The 18,206-nt window shown below is 51.5% G+C and carries 16 protein-coding genes; 7 read left to right on the forward strand and 9 right to left on the reverse strand.

From position 1 onward, the window contains the following. Positions 1 to 11: 11 nt before the first annotated feature. The 6 genes from AB4876_RS02055 to AB4876_RS02080 form a co-directional block, all read right to left on the reverse strand. Positions 12 to 1,265 (reverse strand): TadA family conjugal transfer-associated ATPase, encoded by a 1,254-nt coding sequence (locus AB4876_RS02055; protein ID WP_368379984.1) that lies wholly within the window; start codon positions 1,263 to 1,265, stop codon positions 12 to 14. 21 nt (positions 1,266 to 1,286) lie between these two features. After that, positions 1,287 to 2,600 (reverse strand): type II and III secretion system protein family protein, encoded by a 1,314-nt coding sequence (locus AB4876_RS02060; protein WP_368379985.1) that lies wholly within the window; start codon positions 2,598 to 2,600, stop codon positions 1,287 to 1,289. 35 nt (positions 2,601 to 2,635) lie between these two features. Continuing rightward, positions 2,636 to 3,565, reverse strand: coding sequence for a Flp pilus assembly protein CpaB (gene cpaB / locus AB4876_RS02065; protein ID WP_368379986.1), 930 nt, complete (start codon positions 3,563 to 3,565; stop codon positions 2,636 to 2,638). Positions 3,566 to 3,751: 186 nt separating this feature from the next. Beyond that, positions 3,752 to 4,234, reverse strand: coding sequence for a TadE/TadG family type IV pilus assembly protein (locus tag AB4876_RS02070; protein ID WP_368379987.1), 483 nt, complete (start codon positions 4,232 to 4,234; stop codon positions 3,752 to 3,754). A 57-nt stretch (positions 4,235 to 4,291) separates the two neighbouring features. Beyond that, positions 4,292 to 4,747, reverse strand: coding sequence for a prepilin peptidase (locus AB4876_RS02075; protein ID WP_368379988.1), 456 nt, complete (start codon positions 4,745 to 4,747; stop codon positions 4,292 to 4,294). A 7-nt stretch (positions 4,748 to 4,754) separates the two neighbouring features. Further along, entirely contained in the window at positions 4,755 to 4,955 is a 201-nt protein-coding gene (locus AB4876_RS02080; RefSeq protein ID WP_368379989.1) for a Flp family type IVb pilin, read from the reverse strand. 188 nt (positions 4,956 to 5,143) lie between these two features. Between AB4876_RS02080 and AB4876_RS02085 the strand changes: the two genes are divergently transcribed. Together AB4876_RS02085 and AB4876_RS02090 are read left to right on the forward strand one after the other, a co-directional pair. Further along, a complete protein-coding gene (locus tag AB4876_RS02085; RefSeq protein WP_368379990.1) occupies positions 5,144 to 5,572 on the forward strand; it encodes a regulatory protein RecX in 429 nt (142 codons plus the stop codon). Positions 5,573 to 5,685: 113 nt separating this feature from the next. Then, the gene (locus AB4876_RS02090) at positions 5,686 to 6,132 is read left to right on the forward strand and encodes a Spy/CpxP family protein refolding chaperone (RefSeq protein ID WP_368379991.1); all 447 of its coding nucleotides are present in this window, start codon (positions 5,686 to 5,688) and stop codon (positions 6,130 to 6,132) included. 93 nt (positions 6,133 to 6,225) lie between these two features. Here AB4876_RS02090 and AB4876_RS02095 read toward each other — a convergent pair whose 3' ends face one another. The 3 genes from AB4876_RS02095 to mnmC form a co-directional block, all read right to left on the reverse strand. Next, positions 6,226 to 9,210: an insulinase family protein gene (locus AB4876_RS02095; protein WP_368379992.1), complete on the reverse strand. Its 2,985-nt coding sequence runs from the start codon at positions 9,208 to 9,210 to the stop codon at positions 6,226 to 6,228. Between the two features lie 82 nt (positions 9,211 to 9,292). Then, positions 9,293 to 10,153: a glutaminyl-peptide cyclotransferase gene (locus tag AB4876_RS02100; RefSeq protein WP_368379993.1), complete on the reverse strand. Its 861-nt coding sequence runs from the start codon at positions 10,151 to 10,153 to the stop codon at positions 9,293 to 9,295. 75 nt (positions 10,154 to 10,228) lie between these two features. After that, positions 10,229 to 12,289, reverse strand: a complete 2,061-nt coding sequence (mnmC, locus tag AB4876_RS02105) for a bifunctional tRNA (5-methylaminomethyl-2-thiouridine)(34)-methyltransferase MnmC2/FAD-dependent 5-carboxymethylaminomethyl-2-thiouridine(34) oxidoreductase MnmC1 (RefSeq protein ID WP_368379994.1) — start codon at positions 12,287 to 12,289, stop codon at positions 10,229 to 10,231. A 74-nt stretch (positions 12,290 to 12,363) separates the two neighbouring features. Between mnmC and AB4876_RS02110 the strand changes: the two genes are divergently transcribed. Genes AB4876_RS02110 through AB4876_RS02130 form a run of 5 tightly spaced genes read left to right on the forward strand, consistent with a single transcriptional unit; the run spans position 12,364 to position 18,201 of the window. Continuing rightward, the gene (locus AB4876_RS02110; protein ID WP_368379995.1) at positions 12,364 to 13,977 is read left to right on the forward strand and encodes a peptide ABC transporter substrate-binding protein; all 1,614 of its coding nucleotides are present in this window, start codon (positions 12,364 to 12,366) and stop codon (positions 13,975 to 13,977) included. 3 nt (positions 13,978 to 13,980) lie between these two features. Next, complete coding sequence (locus AB4876_RS02115) at positions 13,981 to 14,931, forward strand: ABC transporter permease (protein WP_368379996.1); 951 nt, start codon at positions 13,981 to 13,983, stop codon at positions 14,929 to 14,931. Beyond that, entirely contained in the window at positions 14,931 to 16,241 is a 1,311-nt protein-coding gene (locus AB4876_RS02120; RefSeq protein ID WP_368379997.1) for an ABC transporter permease, read from the forward strand. Before AB4876_RS02115 ends, AB4876_RS02120 begins: the two co-directional genes overlap by 1 nt. Then, a complete protein-coding gene (locus AB4876_RS02125) occupies positions 16,238 to 17,221 on the forward strand; it encodes an ABC transporter ATP-binding protein (RefSeq protein ID WP_368379998.1) in 984 nt (327 codons plus the stop codon). The genes AB4876_RS02120 and AB4876_RS02125 overlap by 4 nt, the downstream gene beginning before the upstream one ends. Continuing rightward, on the forward strand, positions 17,218 to 18,201 hold the full coding sequence (locus AB4876_RS02130; protein ID WP_368379999.1) for an oligopeptide/dipeptide ABC transporter ATP-binding protein: 984 nt from the start codon (positions 17,218 to 17,220) through the stop codon (positions 18,199 to 18,201). The genes AB4876_RS02125 and AB4876_RS02130 overlap by 4 nt, the downstream gene beginning before the upstream one ends. Positions 18,202 to 18,206: the final 5 nt, after the last annotated feature.

Genomic DNA, 18,206 nt, shown 5'->3' on the forward strand with positions numbered 1-18,206 from the left:
ATTCCTTTGGCTCAGATGTGTGCGGGGTCCGGTGACCGCGCAGTATTTTTAACACCGTCAACGCGCAAAACTTTTCTGGTAGCGTCGTCGTAAATGAATATATCTTTCAGGGTAAGCTCGTTGTTAACGACATGTAGCTCGGCAATTTGCAACACGCAGCGCCTTCCGTCTGCTTTGCGACCAATATGCACGATTAAATCCAATGCGCTGCCTATCATTTTAAGAATAAGGTCGCCGCTACCTTTGAAACCAGAAATTCCGACCATCATTTCTAAGCGGGTAATAGCGTCGCGGGCGGAGTTGGCGTGAACGGTGCTCATAGAGCCGTTGTGCCCCGTGTTCATCGCTTGTAAAACGTCAAGAATTTCACCGCCGCGACTCTCGCCAACAATGATGCGATCTGGGCGCATGCGAAGCGCATTTTTAACGAGTTCGCGGGCGGTCACTTCCCCGACACCCTCATTGTTTTCGGGGCGAGTTTCGAGGCGCACCACGTGGCCATTGCGGAGCTGCAGTTCAGCGGCATCTTCGATGGTGACGATACGCTCAGTGGCGGGAATAAACTGACTCAAAATATTGAGCAGTGTAGTTTTACCTGAACCGGTCGCACCGCTAATGAGAATATTGGTTCTGTTGGCAACGGCGTTAGTTAGATATTCAAGTACGTCTTCGCTAATAGAGCCTGTCGCTAATAATTCTTGAGCAGTGAGCGGGTCCTTTCGGAATTTACGGATCGATAAACATGGCCCGTCTAGGGCCAGTGGCGGAACGATTGCGTTGATACGGCTGCCGTCCTCCAAACGTCCATCTACAATTGGGCTGGACTCGTCAATGCGGCGTCCGAGTGGTGAGATCATGCGGCGTATTACCCGCAACACATGGCGGTTGTCGAGGAAACGCATGTCGGCTTTTTCAAGCACACCCGCGCGCTCTATGTAGATGTTCCGTGGACCGTTAATGAGTATGTCATTGATGGTCGGGTCGTCGAGCAGGCCTTGAAGAGGACCATAACCAACAATTTCATTCAACATGTGTTTTTCTAAAGCTTTGAAGGTTTCCCTATCAATGACCGCTTCATAAATTCGGCAGTACTGACGAATATAGGCTGAAATAGCTTCTTCAAGTTTCTTTTGATTGTCATCGTAGATGATTTTGTCATCTTCAATGCGATCAATAACAAACTTATGGAGCTCAGATTTAAGCTTTTCATAGTCATCGCTGTGCTCAGCTTTGCTAGGTACTGCTCTGCGTTCAATTAATCTCATGGCGCTATACCTACCCAGTAATTAGTTGGCGAAGCCGACACCGGCGGAGGATGGCTTGGCTTGCTGTGCTTTAGACCCTTTCTGAGGGTCGCCAAACAGCATAGAGGTAAATGTTGGGGTGTAGTCTTGGTAGGTTTCGCCAGGCAATTCTCTGAGTTCAGTGTTTTTTGCCATGGGTTTCACTAAGTGGGGCGTTACCACCATGACTAATTCTTTGTCGTCTTGCTCGAAACGAGTAGAGCGGAAAAGGGCGCCAAGAATGGGGATGTCGCCCAGACCTGGAATTTTGTCGGCGTTGTTATAGGTGTTGCGAGTTACCAAGCCACTAATGATAAAACTTTCGCCTGGCGCGAGCTGAATCGTGGTGTCGGTTCGGCGTACCCGCAGTGCGGGTACGGATACACCGCTCGTTTGTACGCCACTACTGAAGTCTAAGTCACTTACCTCAGGCGCAACTTTCAACATGATGCTATTTTCGCTAAGTATCGTTGGCGTTAAGCGCAGGCGGACGCCGAATTCTTTAAACTCTATTTGGACCTGTCCATTCTGATTGGATACGGGGTATGGGAACTCACCACCTGCTAGGAAGCTCGCTGTTTGTCCGGATAAACTCACTAGTGACGGTTCGGCCAACGTGTAGGCATAACCGTTTTGCTGGAGCGCATTAACAGCGGCGCTAAAGTTTTTACCCGCATGACCAATGAGAATGGAGGAGCTATTTCCGGAAGTCACCAGACCGCCCATCACTGAGGCGATGTCGCTCATCCCCGAGATCGTTGGCAGTAAACCAGCTGCACCCATTGCCAAAGCGGTGTCACCGCCGCCATATGCGAGTGCGGTACCGATTTGTTTGAGCTGCGAGCGGCTGTACTCAATGATCCGAATATCCGTTTGTACTTGGATTGCCCCAGCTTGGACGGTATTGTCCACGGTATTCTTTCCCGCCGCCTCTAGCAGCTGAGCGTGCTGACTAAGAGAGTTTGTTTTTCCCTGAAGAATTACTTTGTCACCAGCGGTATCGATAGCAATACCGCTAGTACTTGAGCTGGCAATATCTGGGATCACGTCAATTTTAAAGGTCGTCGGTTCGCTACCACCTTGCCATAACAGTAATTGAGTAGAGCCAATTTGCTTTGCGGTAATTAAAAACTGCTTAGAGTTAAGTACTTTAAGGCTGGCGACCCCGGGGTTGCCAATAGCGCTGCGTTTAACACTGTATTGCGTTGTTAGCGCCTGTTGTTCGCCTAGGGTCATCCGTAGGGTTTTGTACGGGGCTGCCTGCACGACACTAATGAGCGTGAGAAGCAAGCCGAAAATAATTCCGTTTTTCATCATGGATACTCCTTTGCCTTTGGTTTCGCTCGCCTTCATTAGTTTCTTACCTTAATGGTTTCTACAGAGTCGCCGCTGTATACATAGACAGACTTAGGTGCTGGCGGCGGTTTGAGCCCGGTGACATCACGAATAAAAGCGGTTTTGTCAGCGTCGCTGATGTGCTTGCTTGGTGTAGTGTTTGGGTCCAATGTGCTTGGCTCGCTATCTCCCACAAGGCTTTCTTCGAGCATATCTGTTTCGCCTATGGCAACCAGTCGTAATTCACCACTTTCTTCCGCTAGAGTGAGCAGCGCGATATCGTCGAGGGCAATTTCGAGTACCGCCGAACGACTGCTTTTGCCCGATTCTTTGTCTTCTTTTGTCTTTGACGTTTTCTTGCCGCTGGTAACTACCACTGCTTTATCGTCGCGCTCAAGATCGGTGCCAAAGGCAAGCAAACGAATATTCTGTAATAAGCGGCGCGACATACTCTTGTTATAAGTATCTTTCGACGCTCTGGCGGTGAATATAATGTCGACGTGGTCGCCTGGTTGTAAAAAGCCGCCAGCACTCGAGGTCTCATTGACCTTAATAGCGAGTGCGCGATAGCCGGCATTAATATGTGGTGCAAGTTTGCTTTGCTTTTCAAAATGACTTTGACGTATGACCGCGCCCACGGGAATTTTTGATTCTAGCTTTTTGTTTAAGATGTCTTCAGCCTTGTTATAACTATCTTCTACCAACAGCGGGTAGGGTATGAGCTGAACATCTTCCGCGGTGATCATTTCGCCCTTTGCCATACCGCGGTTAACAATAAGCAGCTTTTGCGCGTAGGTGAAATCACTTGGCTGGGAAGAAGTGTTGGTCGCGACTTGTGCGCGATTCTTCGACGTGTCTTCCTGGCTTATTTTGTATCCGATTACCCCCATAAACACTGCACTAATAATAAGCAGTGCCGCGATGATTTTTAATGTCCTTGCTTGCATAGTCGTGTCCCTGAAAGGTGTCGATAACGTTGTTGCTAATCGTTTCTACTGCGTTAACTCAATACTAAGTGCTGTGTCATAGTGTTGCTATTGTGAGTGCTACGTATACTACTTACGGCTATTACCCTGTGCTGAATCGTAAGTGTTGATAATCATATTTAGCGCAACGGAGGCAGGGTGATTACACTAAAATAAAAGGCTGGCTTTTCCGGTCAGTTGAGCAGGTAAATTTGGCAGCTTACCGAAGCCCGGCATCGTAATTCCGTCTAGCAACGGCGCAGATCTCACAATTACTTCGCATATAATGCCATCTAGTGCAGGCTCACCATCGGCGGGAGTAGCCGCATCGCGGCAATCACTAGACCAGCTCAGTGAGTCGGGGGAATAAACGAGGAGACCATCTAAATCGTCTTTTTTTAATCTTACGCTGGCGATGGTGTTAATTTGGGCTTCCCACTCCTCGGGACTTGAACAGTCGTCGCAAACCAGGGCCGCACGGAGCACTTCTTCGCTGGCGTAGGTGAAGTTCTGCACCAGCATGAAGGCAAGGCCATATACAATAATAGCGTAGCAGATAACGAAAAATACGGGGAAGATGAACACAAATTCGATGGCGACAGCACCTTTTTGCCGCTGCTGGATAGCGCGATAAAAGTTCCGGATTGCCATTGTCGTGCTCCATGCTGTGCTCGGTGTTACAAAGTTGCCACTTAAAGTGGCGCTGCCTTAAAAAATACTTAAGATATTTAAGTATAGTGCTCCTAGAGCGATTGCGCTGCCCAGTGGCAAGCCGCGCTGAAACGGGCTCTGATGAGCGGCAAGTGCTGGGCAATATGCTTTTGTTAATGACATTCGCTGCGCGAAATGTAGGAATGTCATTAAGAATAGTAAACTGCCAATTCCAATCGAGAATACTAATAGCAATTGTAATGGTGTGTAGAAAGGTGCTAACACCAGCATTAATTTAACATCTCCGCCGCCAAGCACTCCCTTGATATAACCAGGTAGAGTGAGTGCTAGGGCAATGATGATATTAATGATTACAGCAGTTAAAGTACTACTCGCCAATACAATATTTGAGTAAATACCTAGCCCCAATAAAACTAGTAAGTAACTATTGGGTATTCGACGATGCAACCAATCGATATACCCAATAGCAAGGAGAGGGACTATGGATAGCATTCTAAACTCAGCTGCCTTCTAATTTGTCACCGATTGTGCTGAACGCAGAACCAATACCTGTCGATTCACTGCTGCCAGAGCCAAGTAAGCCAATACCAAACACGATTATTACAACGAGTAAGGCAGCCATAACTGCATATTCAATCGCGCTGGCGCCACTTTCGTCATTTTTTAGGTTGGCCAGTTTGCTAGTAATTTTGTTTAACATGGGTCATTCTCCGTGAATAATAGGTTGAGCCGAACAGCGCAGATTTTCCCTCTCGGCCTTGGTAGTTACTTTGTTCTTTACACACTTCGATTGAAATAAGTAGTTGCCGAAGTTTAGTTAGGGAATTTCGAGGCTTACGTAGCATTTTGAGGATTTAGTGAGGCTTACGTCACACTTTGAGTGAAGTTATGTCGAAAAATATTCGCCACAAGGCGATGGATCTACTTGCGCGGCGCGAGTATTCTCGCCGCGAATTGGCAACAAAGCTGATGCGGAAATTTCCAGATAGCACCGAAATTGATTCAGTTTTAGATCTCCTAGAGGCTGAGGGCTTGCAATCGGACAGTCGATTTGCGGGTTCTTTTTTCCGGCTGCGGGTGCAGGGCGGGTTTGGGCCTCAGCGAATTAGAGCTGAATTGCGCCAGCGGGGTATAGGCGACGAGTTAATTGCACAGCAGTTTAGTGAACATGAGGTTGATTGGTTTGCAGCGGCGCGAGCTTTATTTGAAAAAAAATACACTGGTTTAGATACGACTGAAACCAAGGCGAGAGCCAAATGTATTCGTTATCTACACTACAAAGGCTATGATGCTGAGCATATTAATGCCTTGTTTTAAATGTAACTGTGTGGACAGTGGAATCGGCAGAAGTAGAATTACTGTGGCGAGCTAGGGCAAAATAACAGTTTGTGCAGGCCTTTTATTGTTTTAAAAATCTAGGAATGGAATTCATGAACAGAGTAAAAAAAATAGTGTGCCTTATTGTGCTCGGTTTTAGCGTAATGGTGGGCTTTAGTCCAGCGCAGGCGCAAAGCCAAGGTGTCGACTTTGGCGGTGCAAGACTGGATGAGCTGACCATTAAGCTTGGTTTAAGTGTGAGCCAGCAAGAGCAGGTCAAGGCGCTGTTAGAAAAGTATTCGATTTCGGCAGGGGGGATTCGGGAAGGACTTGTTCTCGTACAACAGAATATTCGCAGTGCCAACTTGGGACGTTTAACGGACGCCAATATTGAGCGGCTCAGCAATGAAACCGGTCGTCTATCCGCAGCTCACACTGAAAGCTTATTAACGACCCAGCGCGATTTTTATGCCTTACTCACCGTTAAGCAGAAGCGGGAATATAATAAAATGCGTTCAGCGGCGCTTGCCGCTCAAGCTGGTCAATTGCCCAACAAGTAGCCTTAAGTCATTTCAGCAAATTTTAATGAGAAGCCCCATTAAGACGACAGCAGCGCCGGAGTAATTGCTCCTCGGCGCTGCGATCCCCCTAAATTACTCTCCTTCAGTTGCAGTGTGCAATTGCTCGACACTGAAATTTTGCACGCTTAACCAGTCACTTAACTCGGCCGCTTTGGCGGCATTGCTTAGCACCGCGACACTAGCGTTTTCGTTCTGGAGGTATAGTGCGCAAACCCGTTGTAAATCTGCTGCATTTACTGCTAAGACCCGCTGACGGAAGCGGCGACGCTGACTCAGGCTGCGACCAAAGATGGTGCTGTGATAGTCCTGTTTAGCTTCGCCAGCGGGGGAACCCGGTTTGTCGATACTGCTGACCACCCCTAGTATTGCCTCTTCTAAGCCCTGGGCTGATACTGCGGTGTTAAGCATCCAGTCTATGGACTTGTCGAAATCGCTAAGCGTGTCTTGCAGGCGTGGGTCGCGGTAGGAATAAAAGCGGAAGGCGGCAATATTAGAGTCTTGCGAGGCTCCGCCGCCATAGGCGCCGCCTTGCTCGCGAATAACGCGGTGTAAAAAGCCATTTTTCATATACGTTGCGAGCACGGTGAGTACTGGAGCATCGGGGTGGTCTGAAGGTACGGTTGGGTAGGCCTTGGCACAGAAATTCACCTGTGAGTTGGCTATCCAAAATTCCTTTTTACATTCTCTCACCTCAGGTTGCTTGAAGTGGCTTAGCGTGGTGGCGTTAAAGTCCTGCCACAGTGGGTCGAGTTCGTTGCATAGCGCGTCGAGCCGGTCGTCTTCCGCCACTATCAGCAGCTGACGCTCTGCACCTAGCATTTTCTGGTGTATGACGGCTAATTGCTGAGCCAGCTCAGCTAAATTGGCGGGATCGGCGATTCGCTTGTTTAAGCTGGTTAGGTGGCGGATGCCACGTAGCCCGCCAAGGGCTTCGTTGATCTTGGCGACAGGGCTCATACCGGCGCTGGCCGCGGTCATGGCAAGGCTGTGACCATTGCCGGTGATGCCAGACTCACGGCGAGCGGTTAATTGGCTAACCAGGTCTTGAATGCGCTCACATTCATCAAAGCGCAGGGTTTCAAGGGTGTCGCGCATCAACTGAGTTTGGGCAGCGGCGTTGCGCAGCAGCGCTTTGGAGGACAATACTAAATACGCTTTTAGGTCTTGCTCATTATTTGTATCGCCGCGCATGGTGGTAAACGCACTTATTCCGCCGCAGACCTGTGCTTGGCGGGCTTGTACTTGCAGGTAATCTTGATCGCCAAGGCCGAGTTCGGTTAACACTTGGGTATAGATCGACAGCAGCGACAGCTCCTCATCGCCTAACTCGGGCAGGGCAATCACTAATTGCTGGTATACCAGGCCGTTAGTGCCGCGGCCGTAGGTGGTGTAAGGCAGGCTGCCAAATTTGGCTTGCTCGCTATGCAGCGCGGGAATGTCAAGGGGTACATCATCGAGCGTAACCTTGGGCAGAATACTGTCATCCTCTTCCATGGCTTGGCGTTCGGCTAGCGCCGCCACTTGCTCAATAATGGCTTGTTTTTGCTCGGCATTTAAACTGGCTTTGATGTTGGCTAAGCGCTGTTTTTCGGCCTGCTCGATACGGGTTTGAATGTTTTCGTCGGGGCTCAACACCAAGGTGACGCGATGCGGATTGTCTAATAGCGCTTGCGCCAGTTGCTTAATGTATTCGGGCTTTGCAGCGCGCTCGCGCAGGGCTTGCAGGGCGGGGTCTAAATTGAGCAACTCAATTGGCTTGCCGCGATGGGTGGCACTGCCTAGTGCTGTTAAAATAAGCTGCAGTCCGTAGGGGTAACCGTCACCGCCAATCTCGCGCTGTTGCAGCTCTAGTTGGTGCAGAACCGCGTCGACATTGTCTTTGGCAATACTGTTCGCAGCAACCTCGCGCAGAGTATCTAAGATTAGCGCTTCAACTTCGTCGACCTTTGCCGCGCTGCTGCCTTCTAGGCCGCAGGCAAACACCATTTCGCGCATGGAGTCTTCCAGCCCGCACATGGGGGATGGCGAACTGCCTAGGGTGCTGGTTTCTAGGGCGTGAAGCAGTGGGCTGGCGCTATTGTCGAGTAAAACACCCGCGAGTAATTGCGCTTCTAACAGGGTTTCTAATTGGGTGCTTTTGCCCAGTAACCACGACACCACAATATGGGTTTTGTCACCCTTGTTTTCGGCTGCGGGCAGTGGATAGCTTTCTTGCACACGAATCGGTGCGTGATAGCGCTTTTCGTCGCCAACGGCAATGTGGCTGTCGATGGCCTCAAATCGAGCCAAGCCCAGTTCTTCAAACCGGGCTTGGTGTTGCGCGGCGGGTATATCGCCAAAAGTCATGAAAATTGCATTACTGGGGTGGTAATGGCTCTGGTAAAAAGATTTGAGTTGTTCGTAGCTGAGGTCTGGAATCGCCTCTGGCTCGCCGCCGCTATTGTAGTGATAAGTGGTGCTGGGAAATAAGTATTTGCAGAGCGTGTGCCAGAGCTGGCTAGAAATAGAGCTCATCGCGCCTTTCATTTCGTTAAACACCACGCCCTTAAATTCGAGTTCGGATTCGGGGTTGCCCGGCTCTTTAAATTCAACTCGGTGGCCTTCTTGCGCAAAGTCTAGGGGGTGCAGGCGCGAGAAAAACACCGCGTCCATATACACCTGCAAGAGGTTTTCAAAATCTTTGCGGTTGCTGCTGGCAAAGGGGTAGGCGGTCCAGTCTGAGCTGGTAAAGGCGTTCATAAAACTGTTCAGTGAGCGCCGAATCATCATAAAGAATGGGTCGCGCACAGGGTATTTTTCGCTGCCACACAGCGCAGTGTGCTCCAGAATGTGGGCTACGCCGCTAGAATCTTTAGGCACGGTACGCAGCGCCACTAAAAATACATTTTCAGGATTGTCGCTGGCAATATGGTAGTGGCTGGCGCCGGTTTTAATGTGCTGGTATTCAGCGATACTGACACCAAGTGCGGGTATTTCTTCGCTGCTGATTAAGGTAAAGCTCGGGAAGGCTGCTGGTGAAGTGTTATTAGCTGTTGCGACAGGCGCTGCTTGAGTCATGCTTTATCCAAATTCCAGTGGGTGGGGCGGCGTATCAAATAAGTCTAGCATTCTAGCCGGTGAAAAAGGCCTTGCCTATGACTTATCGTACAGCTGCTTTTTGTAGATCCTTGACTTTGCTCAGATCAAATTTAATGCGATAAATTTTTGGCCAAAGTTTGCCGGTGATTAGCCAGCTATCGTCGCCAGGGTCATAGGCGATGCCATTGAGAACGGCCTCTGGGTCTAGCGTGGCGGACTTGGCGGCATCGAGGGCGAGGGCGCTGAGATCCAACTTGGCCAATACATTGCCAGTAACGGCGTGAATAATGAGTAAATGCGATTTATGCCATTGATTGGCAATAATGTAATCACCGTGGCACTCCAGCTCATTAAGCTGATCCACTGGTTGTCCAGCGTCATTAACGCTCACTTTGTGGCTGAGTTTTAGGGTGTTGGCATCAATCCATTGCAGCTGATCGCTGCCATTGCTCATTACCAGAAAATCACCGCGATCTTTATTCACGCTGGCGCATAAGCCCCAGCCTTGGCCCGCGTAGTCAAAGACATCAAGTAGCTTGAAATGGTAGGGGTCGAGTATCAAACCTTTGCCCGCCCGCCATGTGAGCATATACAGTTTGCCGCGGTATAAGCTTAAACCCTCGGCAAATAGGTTGCTGGGTAGTACGGTGCCAGTGATGCTGTCTTCGGGTTTGGGCGGAAAAACCCGTGACACGACTTTTGAATGGCCATATAAACCGCTGCTTTCAAATAGCCGACCTTGGTAGAGCTCTAGGCCTTGGGTGAATAGCGCGGGCTGGTGTGGATAGCTTGTTTCCAGTGTGTAGGGCAGCGTTTGTGCTGCCAAGGTTACTAAGGGGCTAAGTAGCAGGCTTAAAAAGGCAATTAAGCGCAGGGTGGTATGGGGAGCTAAACGGCGCAAATGCCGAACTGCATTGATCATGGCAATTTCATTGTCAGGGTAGTATTTCCATCATACAGACTGCACAGGCTTTCGCCAGTAGGCCCTTGATGCTCCTTATAATGCTTGTTTACGGATGAGCTTGCGAATAATAAAGCGCGCGGGAGACAAGGCTTGGCAGAGTTGCCGAGGTAGAGGCCTAATTTCATTGCCAATGTAGCTGGCCAGCAATTCCGCGCACAGCGGAGTCGAGGTTAATCCCCGCGAGCCGTGTGCGACATTAATATATAGATTGGGGTAATTGGCCGCCGCAATAGGTATTTTGCTGCGCGCGTCCTTGCCTAGCGCCTTATAATTCTCGGCGAAGTTGGCAATTTGCGGTACCGCGCCAACAATCGGCATGTAATCAGGGCTGGCGCAGCGGAGCGCGGCGCGACCGCCAATCGGGCTAATTCCAGGCCGCACAAGGTTTGGCGCTAGGGCGCTGAGCTGTTCAAGGTTCCAATCATGATCAGCGCTACGCAGCTCATTACCTTTGTTAATAAGGTCAAAGCTGGCACCGACACAGAGTTGCCCGTTAATGGGTGGCGCCAAATAGCCTTCGTGGCAAATAACACACTGGGGCGATTGGCTAAGGCTGGCTTCGGCCAGATAGCTCAACTGGCCGCGAATACTCTTGAGGAGTAGGTAAGCAGTTTGTGCAAAGTGCGTGGCGTCGTTGCTATTGGCGATCACAACCGTGTCTGCACGGACAACACACTGTTGTTGTTCGTCAAGTATCTGCCAGTTTAGATCATTATGTTCTAGGCGCAGAGCGCTGGTGTGATTGACAAGCTTTATATTGGGGTGGTCAAGCAGGGCGGCGCAGACACTGGGCGGCGATAACCAGCCCGCTTGGGGGTAGAAAAACCCTTGGCCGTCTAGGGCAATGCCCGAACAACGGTGAAGCTCGTCACCACTAAGAAATTGCAGCCAATCTTGATCTTCTAAGATGCCTTTAAGTTTTAGAAATTGACTGATTTCTTTTTGTGTTTTGGCAAGCTGCAATACCCCGCAGAGTTCGCCAGTTACCCATTTTTGATCGAGTTGCTCGCGATAATGGGCAAGGGAAAATAAGAAGCTGGCCAAAGTAAATTGATTGAGGTCACCAGGGTCTGCCGAGAGCTTGGTGTATAGAATTCCTTGGGGGTTACCTGAGGCGCCGCTGGCAGGAGTGTCGCGCTCAATGACAGTAACCTTGTAACCGCGCTGGGCAAGGGCCATGGCGGTGCTGCAGCCAGCGAGTCCGGCACCGATGATGGCGATGTGTTTAGTCGGTAATTGGGCTGCGGGACGGTGCCAGGGCACTGCCACGGGCGCGGGCCGAGGGGCATCGCTGGCGACAGAGTGCGTAACTGTGCCTCGCAACATGTCGCGCTTGCGGCCAAAACCGCTTACTTTTGCAACACTAAAGCCCTGAGCACGCAAGCCGCGCTTAACAAAACCCGCAGAGGTAAAGGTAGCAAAGGTCGTGCCTTCCCTGCTGAGGGCGCCAATGCAGGCGAACAGAGTGTCGTGCCACATATCCGGGTTAGTTGCGGGTGAAAAGCCGTCTAAAAACCACGCGTTTGCACAAGGTGTTTGAGTGGCGTCAGCATTAGGTTCTGCAGCAACTACAGAATTTGGCGCGTCGAGCAGGGCCGGAAAACAGTTAAGTGCATCGCCAAACAATAAATCTAGGCAAACTTGTGCACTATTCAACAATCTACGATGCTGGCCGAGTAACAGCGGCGGATAATTGTACTGTAGTATAGCTGCTAGAGACGCGAGTTCGGGCCAGCTTGTTTGAGCGCGGCGCAAGTCCTCTGCCTTGAGTGGGTGTTTTTCTACCGAGATGTAGTGAAGCTGCCAATTTTTAGGTGCAGTTTGCTGCCATAGCTGCCAAGCCAGCAGAAAATTAAGGCCAGTGCCAAAACCCGTTTCAATAATTGTGAATCTTCCCGTGCTTTCTCTGTCCAGAGCACACCAGCGTTCGGCAAGATTATTATGATTTAGAAAAACATGGCGGCTTTCGTCAATGCCGCTCTCTTGGGAAAAGTAAATGTCGCCGTAGTCTGCGGCGCGTGGTGCGCCATCATCGCCCCATTGCAGGTTGGCACAGTGAATAGAATAGGGATTATCGTGCTGGCTTGTGGTCATTATAAAGTGACTGTCAGTACTTGAAGGGAGTGTATTGTAGCAGTGAAGAAGGCCAAAACCTCGGTGTATAAACTTTGTTGATATGGAAAGTGTGGTGTAAAGCGGTTGCGGTCAGTGTTCTCTTGCTGTGGGCGAGTCTAAGCGCAGCTCAGGCGGTAGACGCCGATAAAGCCAAGCTCACCTTGGCCCTTGCTACCGAGCCGCCGACCCTCAATAGTGCAGTGGCCACCGACACGATTGCGAGTTTTATTTTAGCTCATCTAATGGAAGGGCTGCTGGTTTATGGCCCTGATGGTGAACTCGCCCCTGGCGTAGCGCTGCGCTGGGAATTAAATGCCGATGGCGCTCGTTTCTGGTTGCGTGACGACGCCCGCTGGAGTGATGGCAAGCCAGTGACGGCCCATGATTTTGTGTTTGCGTGGCGTCATGCCTTAAGCCCCAAAACGGCCTCGCAATATGCCTTTATTTTTTACCCTATTAAAAATGCTGAAGCGGTTAATCAGGGTGTACTCGCCCCGAGTGAACTAGGTGTTACTGCGGTGTCTGACACCGAGCTCAAGGTTGAGTTTGCCAATCCCTGTCCGTATTTTCTTAGCCTAACTGCGTTCATGACATTTTTACCTCTGCGTGAGGATGTACTTGCCCAGTGGGGAGGGCGCTACGCCGCCGATGCCGACAAGCTAATGGTGAACGGCCCCTATCTTTTGAATAAATGGGTACACGGCGCGCGCATACAACTAAGTAAGAATCCGCAATATTGGCATGCGGATTCAGTGCAGATTAAAGAAATTGATATGCCCTATATCACGGCAGATCCGAGTGCCCAATTTAATTTGTTTCGCGATCAGCAAATCGCCATGGCGCCGTTAGACACAGGTCTGCTGAGCGAAGCGGTAAAGCGGGGCTATGATATTGAGTATTTTCATACCGGCTCGCTGTTTTTCTTGGAATTTAATTTCCGCGAAGGCCGTATCACCGCAAACCGCGCTTTCCGCAAAGCCGTTCAACGTTTGATCGATCCCGCTTTACTCGTGAATAAAATTATTGGTTTGCCGGGGATTCAGCCCGCGTACTCGCTGTTTCCGGTCACGGTAAAAGGGCGCAAAAACAGTTTTCGTGAGGAGTATCCCGTAACACGGGTCAGCCCCGATATTGCCGCTGCGCGGGCATATTTGCGGCAGGCCAAGGCGGAGCTGGGGATAAGCGAGATCCCACCGCTGATACTATTGGCCGGTGATAGCCCAAGAGCCTTGCAGGAGGCTGAGTACTACCAATATTTGTTCAAGACCGGCCTCGGTATTGAATTGCGTATCGACCAGCAGGTCTTTAAACAGCGCCTAGAAAAAATGCGCCGTGGCGACTTTGATGTTGTGGCTGCTGCGTGGGGGCCAGATTACGACGACATTATGACCTTTGCCGATTTATTTGCTTCTTGGAACGACAATAACCGCGGTCTTTACAATAACCCCCTCTACGATCGTTGGATTCGCATAGCGCAGAACAGCAACGATCCCCGAATCCGATTCAATGCCATGGCGCAGATCCAGCGTATTGTTGTTGACGATGTACCCATTTTGCCAACCTATGAAAATGGTGCACTTTATGTACAAAATCCGCGCTTACGCGGGGTGCGTCGCAATATTTTCGGCGGTGATCCCTTGTTTCGTTACGCGTGGATTGAGCGCTAAGCCATGCTGACATTTATTGCCAAACGACTTTTATCGGGTGTTATTACTATTTGGTTTATCGCCACCGCGACGTTTTTTGCGATGCACGCCGTTCCAGGTGATCCCCTCACCCAAGAAAAAGCCATGTCGCCGGTGGTTAGAGCCCAGCTTGAGGCACGCTACGGCTTAGACAAGCCTCTCATCGAGCAGTATCAGTTGTTTCTCAGCAATATGTTGCATGGCGATTTTGGCATTTCCTTCACCCAAGAGAACCGCAAAGTTAACGATATTATCCGCGAGCATTTCCCAATATCGGCCATTTTGGGTATTACGGCGGTGTTGATCGCGCTTGTTGGCGGTGTATCGGCAGGGACGGTAGCGGCGTATTACCGCAATCGATGGCCAGATCGTATGGTGATGGTGGCGGTAATTGCCGCCATTTCGGTGCCGGGCTTTGTGATAGCCGGGCTGGCACAGCTGACCATAGTGGCAATGAATAATGCCGCAGGTAAAACTCTGTTGCCGGTGGCAGGTTGGGGCGGTGTGAGTCATATCTGGGTGCCGGCACTGGTCTTGGGTTTAGGCACAATGGCTTATTTGAGCCGGATCATGCGCGCCTCGATGCTCGAGGTGCTCAGCGCGGATTACAATATGGCGGCGAAAGCCAAGGGTGTGCACGGTTGGCGGCTGTTTTGGCATCATCAATTGCGCAATGCGGTGTTGCCGGTAGTCACCGAGTTAGGGCCGACCATTGCAGGGGTGACCACGGGCGGCTTTGTGGTGGAGTTAATCTTTGCCATTCCTGGTTTGGGGCGCTATTTCGTGCAGGCGGTTCAGCAATTAGATTACACCGTCATTATGGGCACGACGGTTTTCTATGGGGCATTTCTGGTTTTAGTGGTAGTGGTGGTCGATATCAGTTATGGCTTAATTGATCCCCGTATTCGCCTGCACAGTGGCGGGGGTGGCCGCTGATGGATTTATCGGTATTCCGCTTTGCGCGGCGGACATGGGCAAGCGACGAGCTTGAGCATATCGCGCCGTTGCCCCTGCCCAAAATGGCCACCCCCGCGGTGGTGGTGTCGACCTTGGTGGTAATCGCCTTATTGCTGTTTGTGAGTGTTGGCCCCTTGCTGTGGCGCCAAGATCCGTCTCAGCAGTGGTTGTCGCAAATATCGGCTGGGCCAAGTGCTCCGCACTCGGTGCGCTTAATACGTGATAGTGGCCCGTGGCAACCGCCGGCTGGTGATGCGCCGCAGACCTTAACCGTGCATGCAGCCAATACGGAGTTTGTTCGCCTGCAGTGGCCCAAGCTTGAGGGGGTGAAGCGCTATCGGGTTTATCGCGCGTCTGCGCACAAAGCTGGGCTGGGTTTGGCGATTGCTGAAACGGACAAAGCTTATTACCAGGATCAATTGCAGCTGAGTTACCAGATTTATCGCTACACAATTGCTGATGCAGATACTGGCTTTTTGCTATTGGCGCGAGATGTTCGCCCCGAGGCTGCGATGTCGCTGTTTGAGGCGCAGCTACAGGGTTTGCTACCAGTAGACAAGGTGAGCGGGCGGCAGCAATGGCTTGATCTTCCGGGGCACCCGTTAGGAACCGATGCGCTTGGCCGCGATATGCTAGCGAGGTTAATGGCGGGCGGACGAACTTCGCTCTTTGTGGGGGTGGTCGCGCCCCTGCTGTATATCACCTTTGGTTGTATCTTTGGCGCCATAGCGGGCTTGGCAGGGGGCTGGGTCGATCAATTGGCTATGCGCTTTGTCGATTTTGTGGTGGCGCTGCCGTTTCTGCTGTTTATGATTTTGTTTAGGGTCGCGTTTGGGATTGGCCCTGGTGAAAATGGCATTACGCCGCTAATTGTGGCCATGTTAATGCTGAGCTGGCCGGGCAGTGCGCGGCTGATTCGCGGCCAAGTTTTGGCCTTGCGCAGTCAGCCCTTTGTTGAGGCGGCCAAGCTCGCCGGGGTTGGTACTAGTCGAACCATATTGCGGCATATGCTGCCCAATGTGTTGCCTATGATTTTGGTCGCATTTAGCTTTGCTATTCCCCAAGCAATTTTCACGGAAGCCTTTTTGTCGTTTATTGGCATGGGGGTGTCGCCGCCCACCACGTCTTGGGGCGCGCTGTGTAATGACGGCATAAAAACATTGCTGTCCCACCCTCGGCAATTGCTGTTACCTGCCTTGTTTATCAGTATCTCGGTGCTGGCCTTTAACTTGCTCGGTGACGCGCTGCGCGATGCCACTGATAGACGCGCGGGGGTGGTTAAAGCATGAGCTTGCTAAAACTTGAAAGCTTACAGGTAAGCATAGGCCCAGTGCAGGCGGTGAGAGACGTGTCATTGAGCTTGGCGCCGGGGGAATGCCGTGCACTGGTGGGGGAGTCGGGTTGCGGCAAATCAGTGACGGCAATGAGTTTATTGAGCCTAATGCCGGCCGCTGCAAAGACGAATGCGCTGCGCTGGGAGTTTGCCGGACGCGATATGCGTCAGCTGAGCGAGCGCGATTGGCGACAGCTGCGGGGCAATGAGATTGCCATGATTTTTCAAAACCCGATGACAGCGCTGGATCCCACTCAAACGATCGGCAGCCAAATCGCCGAGCCACTGCGCATTCACAAGGGTTTGTCTAAACGCGAAGCACTAAATAAGGCGATAGCGCTATTAGAACGTTTGGCGATTGCCAACCCCGCCCAGCGCGCTGGACAGTATCCATTTGAATTTTCCGGCGGCATGCTGCAGCGCGCGATGATTGCCATGGCTGTGGTTTGCGAGCCACAACTACTCATTGCCGATGAGCCGACCACAGCGCTGGATGTAACTGTGCAGGCGGAAGTGCTGAGTATTTTGCGGGAGCTGCGCGAATCCAGTGGCACCGCGATGTTATTTATCACCCACGATCTTGGCGTGGTTGCCGAGATAGCAGATTCGGTGTCGGTGATGTATGCAGGGCAAACCATTGAAACCGGTTCCTTGGCCGATGTGTTTAGTCGGGAGGCTCACCCCTATACGCAGGCATTAAAGCGGGCGGTGCCGAATATGAGCAATCCCCAGCCTTTGCAAGCGATTGGCGGAACGCCTCCGGATTTACGCCACCCGCCCACCGGTTGCGGCTTTGCCGCACGCTGCTCGGAACGCATGGCGATTTGCGATCACTTGCCGCCCAGTTTTGCGTGTGACGCCAACGGCAAGCATGAATCTCGGTGCTGGCTTTGGCATCCAGAGCACCCAGCGCGCTGGCGGGAGGCTGAACAGTGAGCTCTGCACTTATTCAACTTCGCGAGTTGCGCTGCCACTTTCAAAGCGGGCAGGGGTTGTTGGCGGCAGTCGACGGCGTAAATCTCGATATTGAGGCGGGTGAGGTTTTGGGGCTGGTGGGCGAGAGCGGCTCAGGTAAATCTACCTTGGGCCGAATTATTGCGGGTTTGCAGCCGCGCAGTGCGGGCGAGTTGATTATTGCTGGCAAAGCCATGCCCCAGCACTACAATCGCCGCCAATTTAAAACCATGTCCACTCAAGTTCAAATGGTGTTTCAAGACAGCTACGCCAGTCTTAATCCCCGTATGACCATACTTGCCAGTTTGCAGGAGCCGCTGTGGAGTCAGGGGGTGGCGGCAACAACGGCGCGGGCTAAAGCCGCGTACTGGCTGGAGCGGGTCGGTTTGCCGCAGTCGGCGGGGGAGCGCTATCCCCATGAACTTTCTGGTGGCCAGCGTCAGCGCATTGGTATTGCGCGGGCCTTTATCGCCGAGCCGCGGCTGGTGATTTGCGATGAACCGGTCTCGGCACTGGATGTGTCGGTGCAGGCGCAAATTATTAATTTACTGCAAGAGCTGCAAAGTGAACACAATACCGCTATGTTATTTATTGCCCACGATTTGGCAGTGGTGCGTTTTCTGGCCAGCCGCACGGCAGTAATGTACCTTGGTGAAATAGTAGAGCTGGGTGAAACGGCGGCGCTGTTTGAGGGCCCTCGACACCCGTATACAACACGGTTGCTCGCATCGCATTTAGACGGCAAACTTCACCAGCGAAATACTACAGCGGTGGTGCCGATAAAATCGCAGGCGCACAAGACGCCATTGGCAACAGACAGCGGCTGCCGTTTTGCGCCGCGCTGCCCACTGGCCGAGGCCGCTTGTAGCTCGAACCCGCCTTGGTTGCGGGAGACTCGACTGGCTACAGAGGCAGCTTGTCATCGCTTAGCCGATATTGAAATAGCAAAGCTGCGCCAATAATTTAG

Source organism: Zhongshania guokunii, from assembly GCF_040892635.1.
In the GTDB taxonomy this organism is placed as follows: Bacteria; Pseudomonadota; Gammaproteobacteria; order Pseudomonadales; family Spongiibacteraceae; genus Spongiibacter; species Spongiibacter guokunii.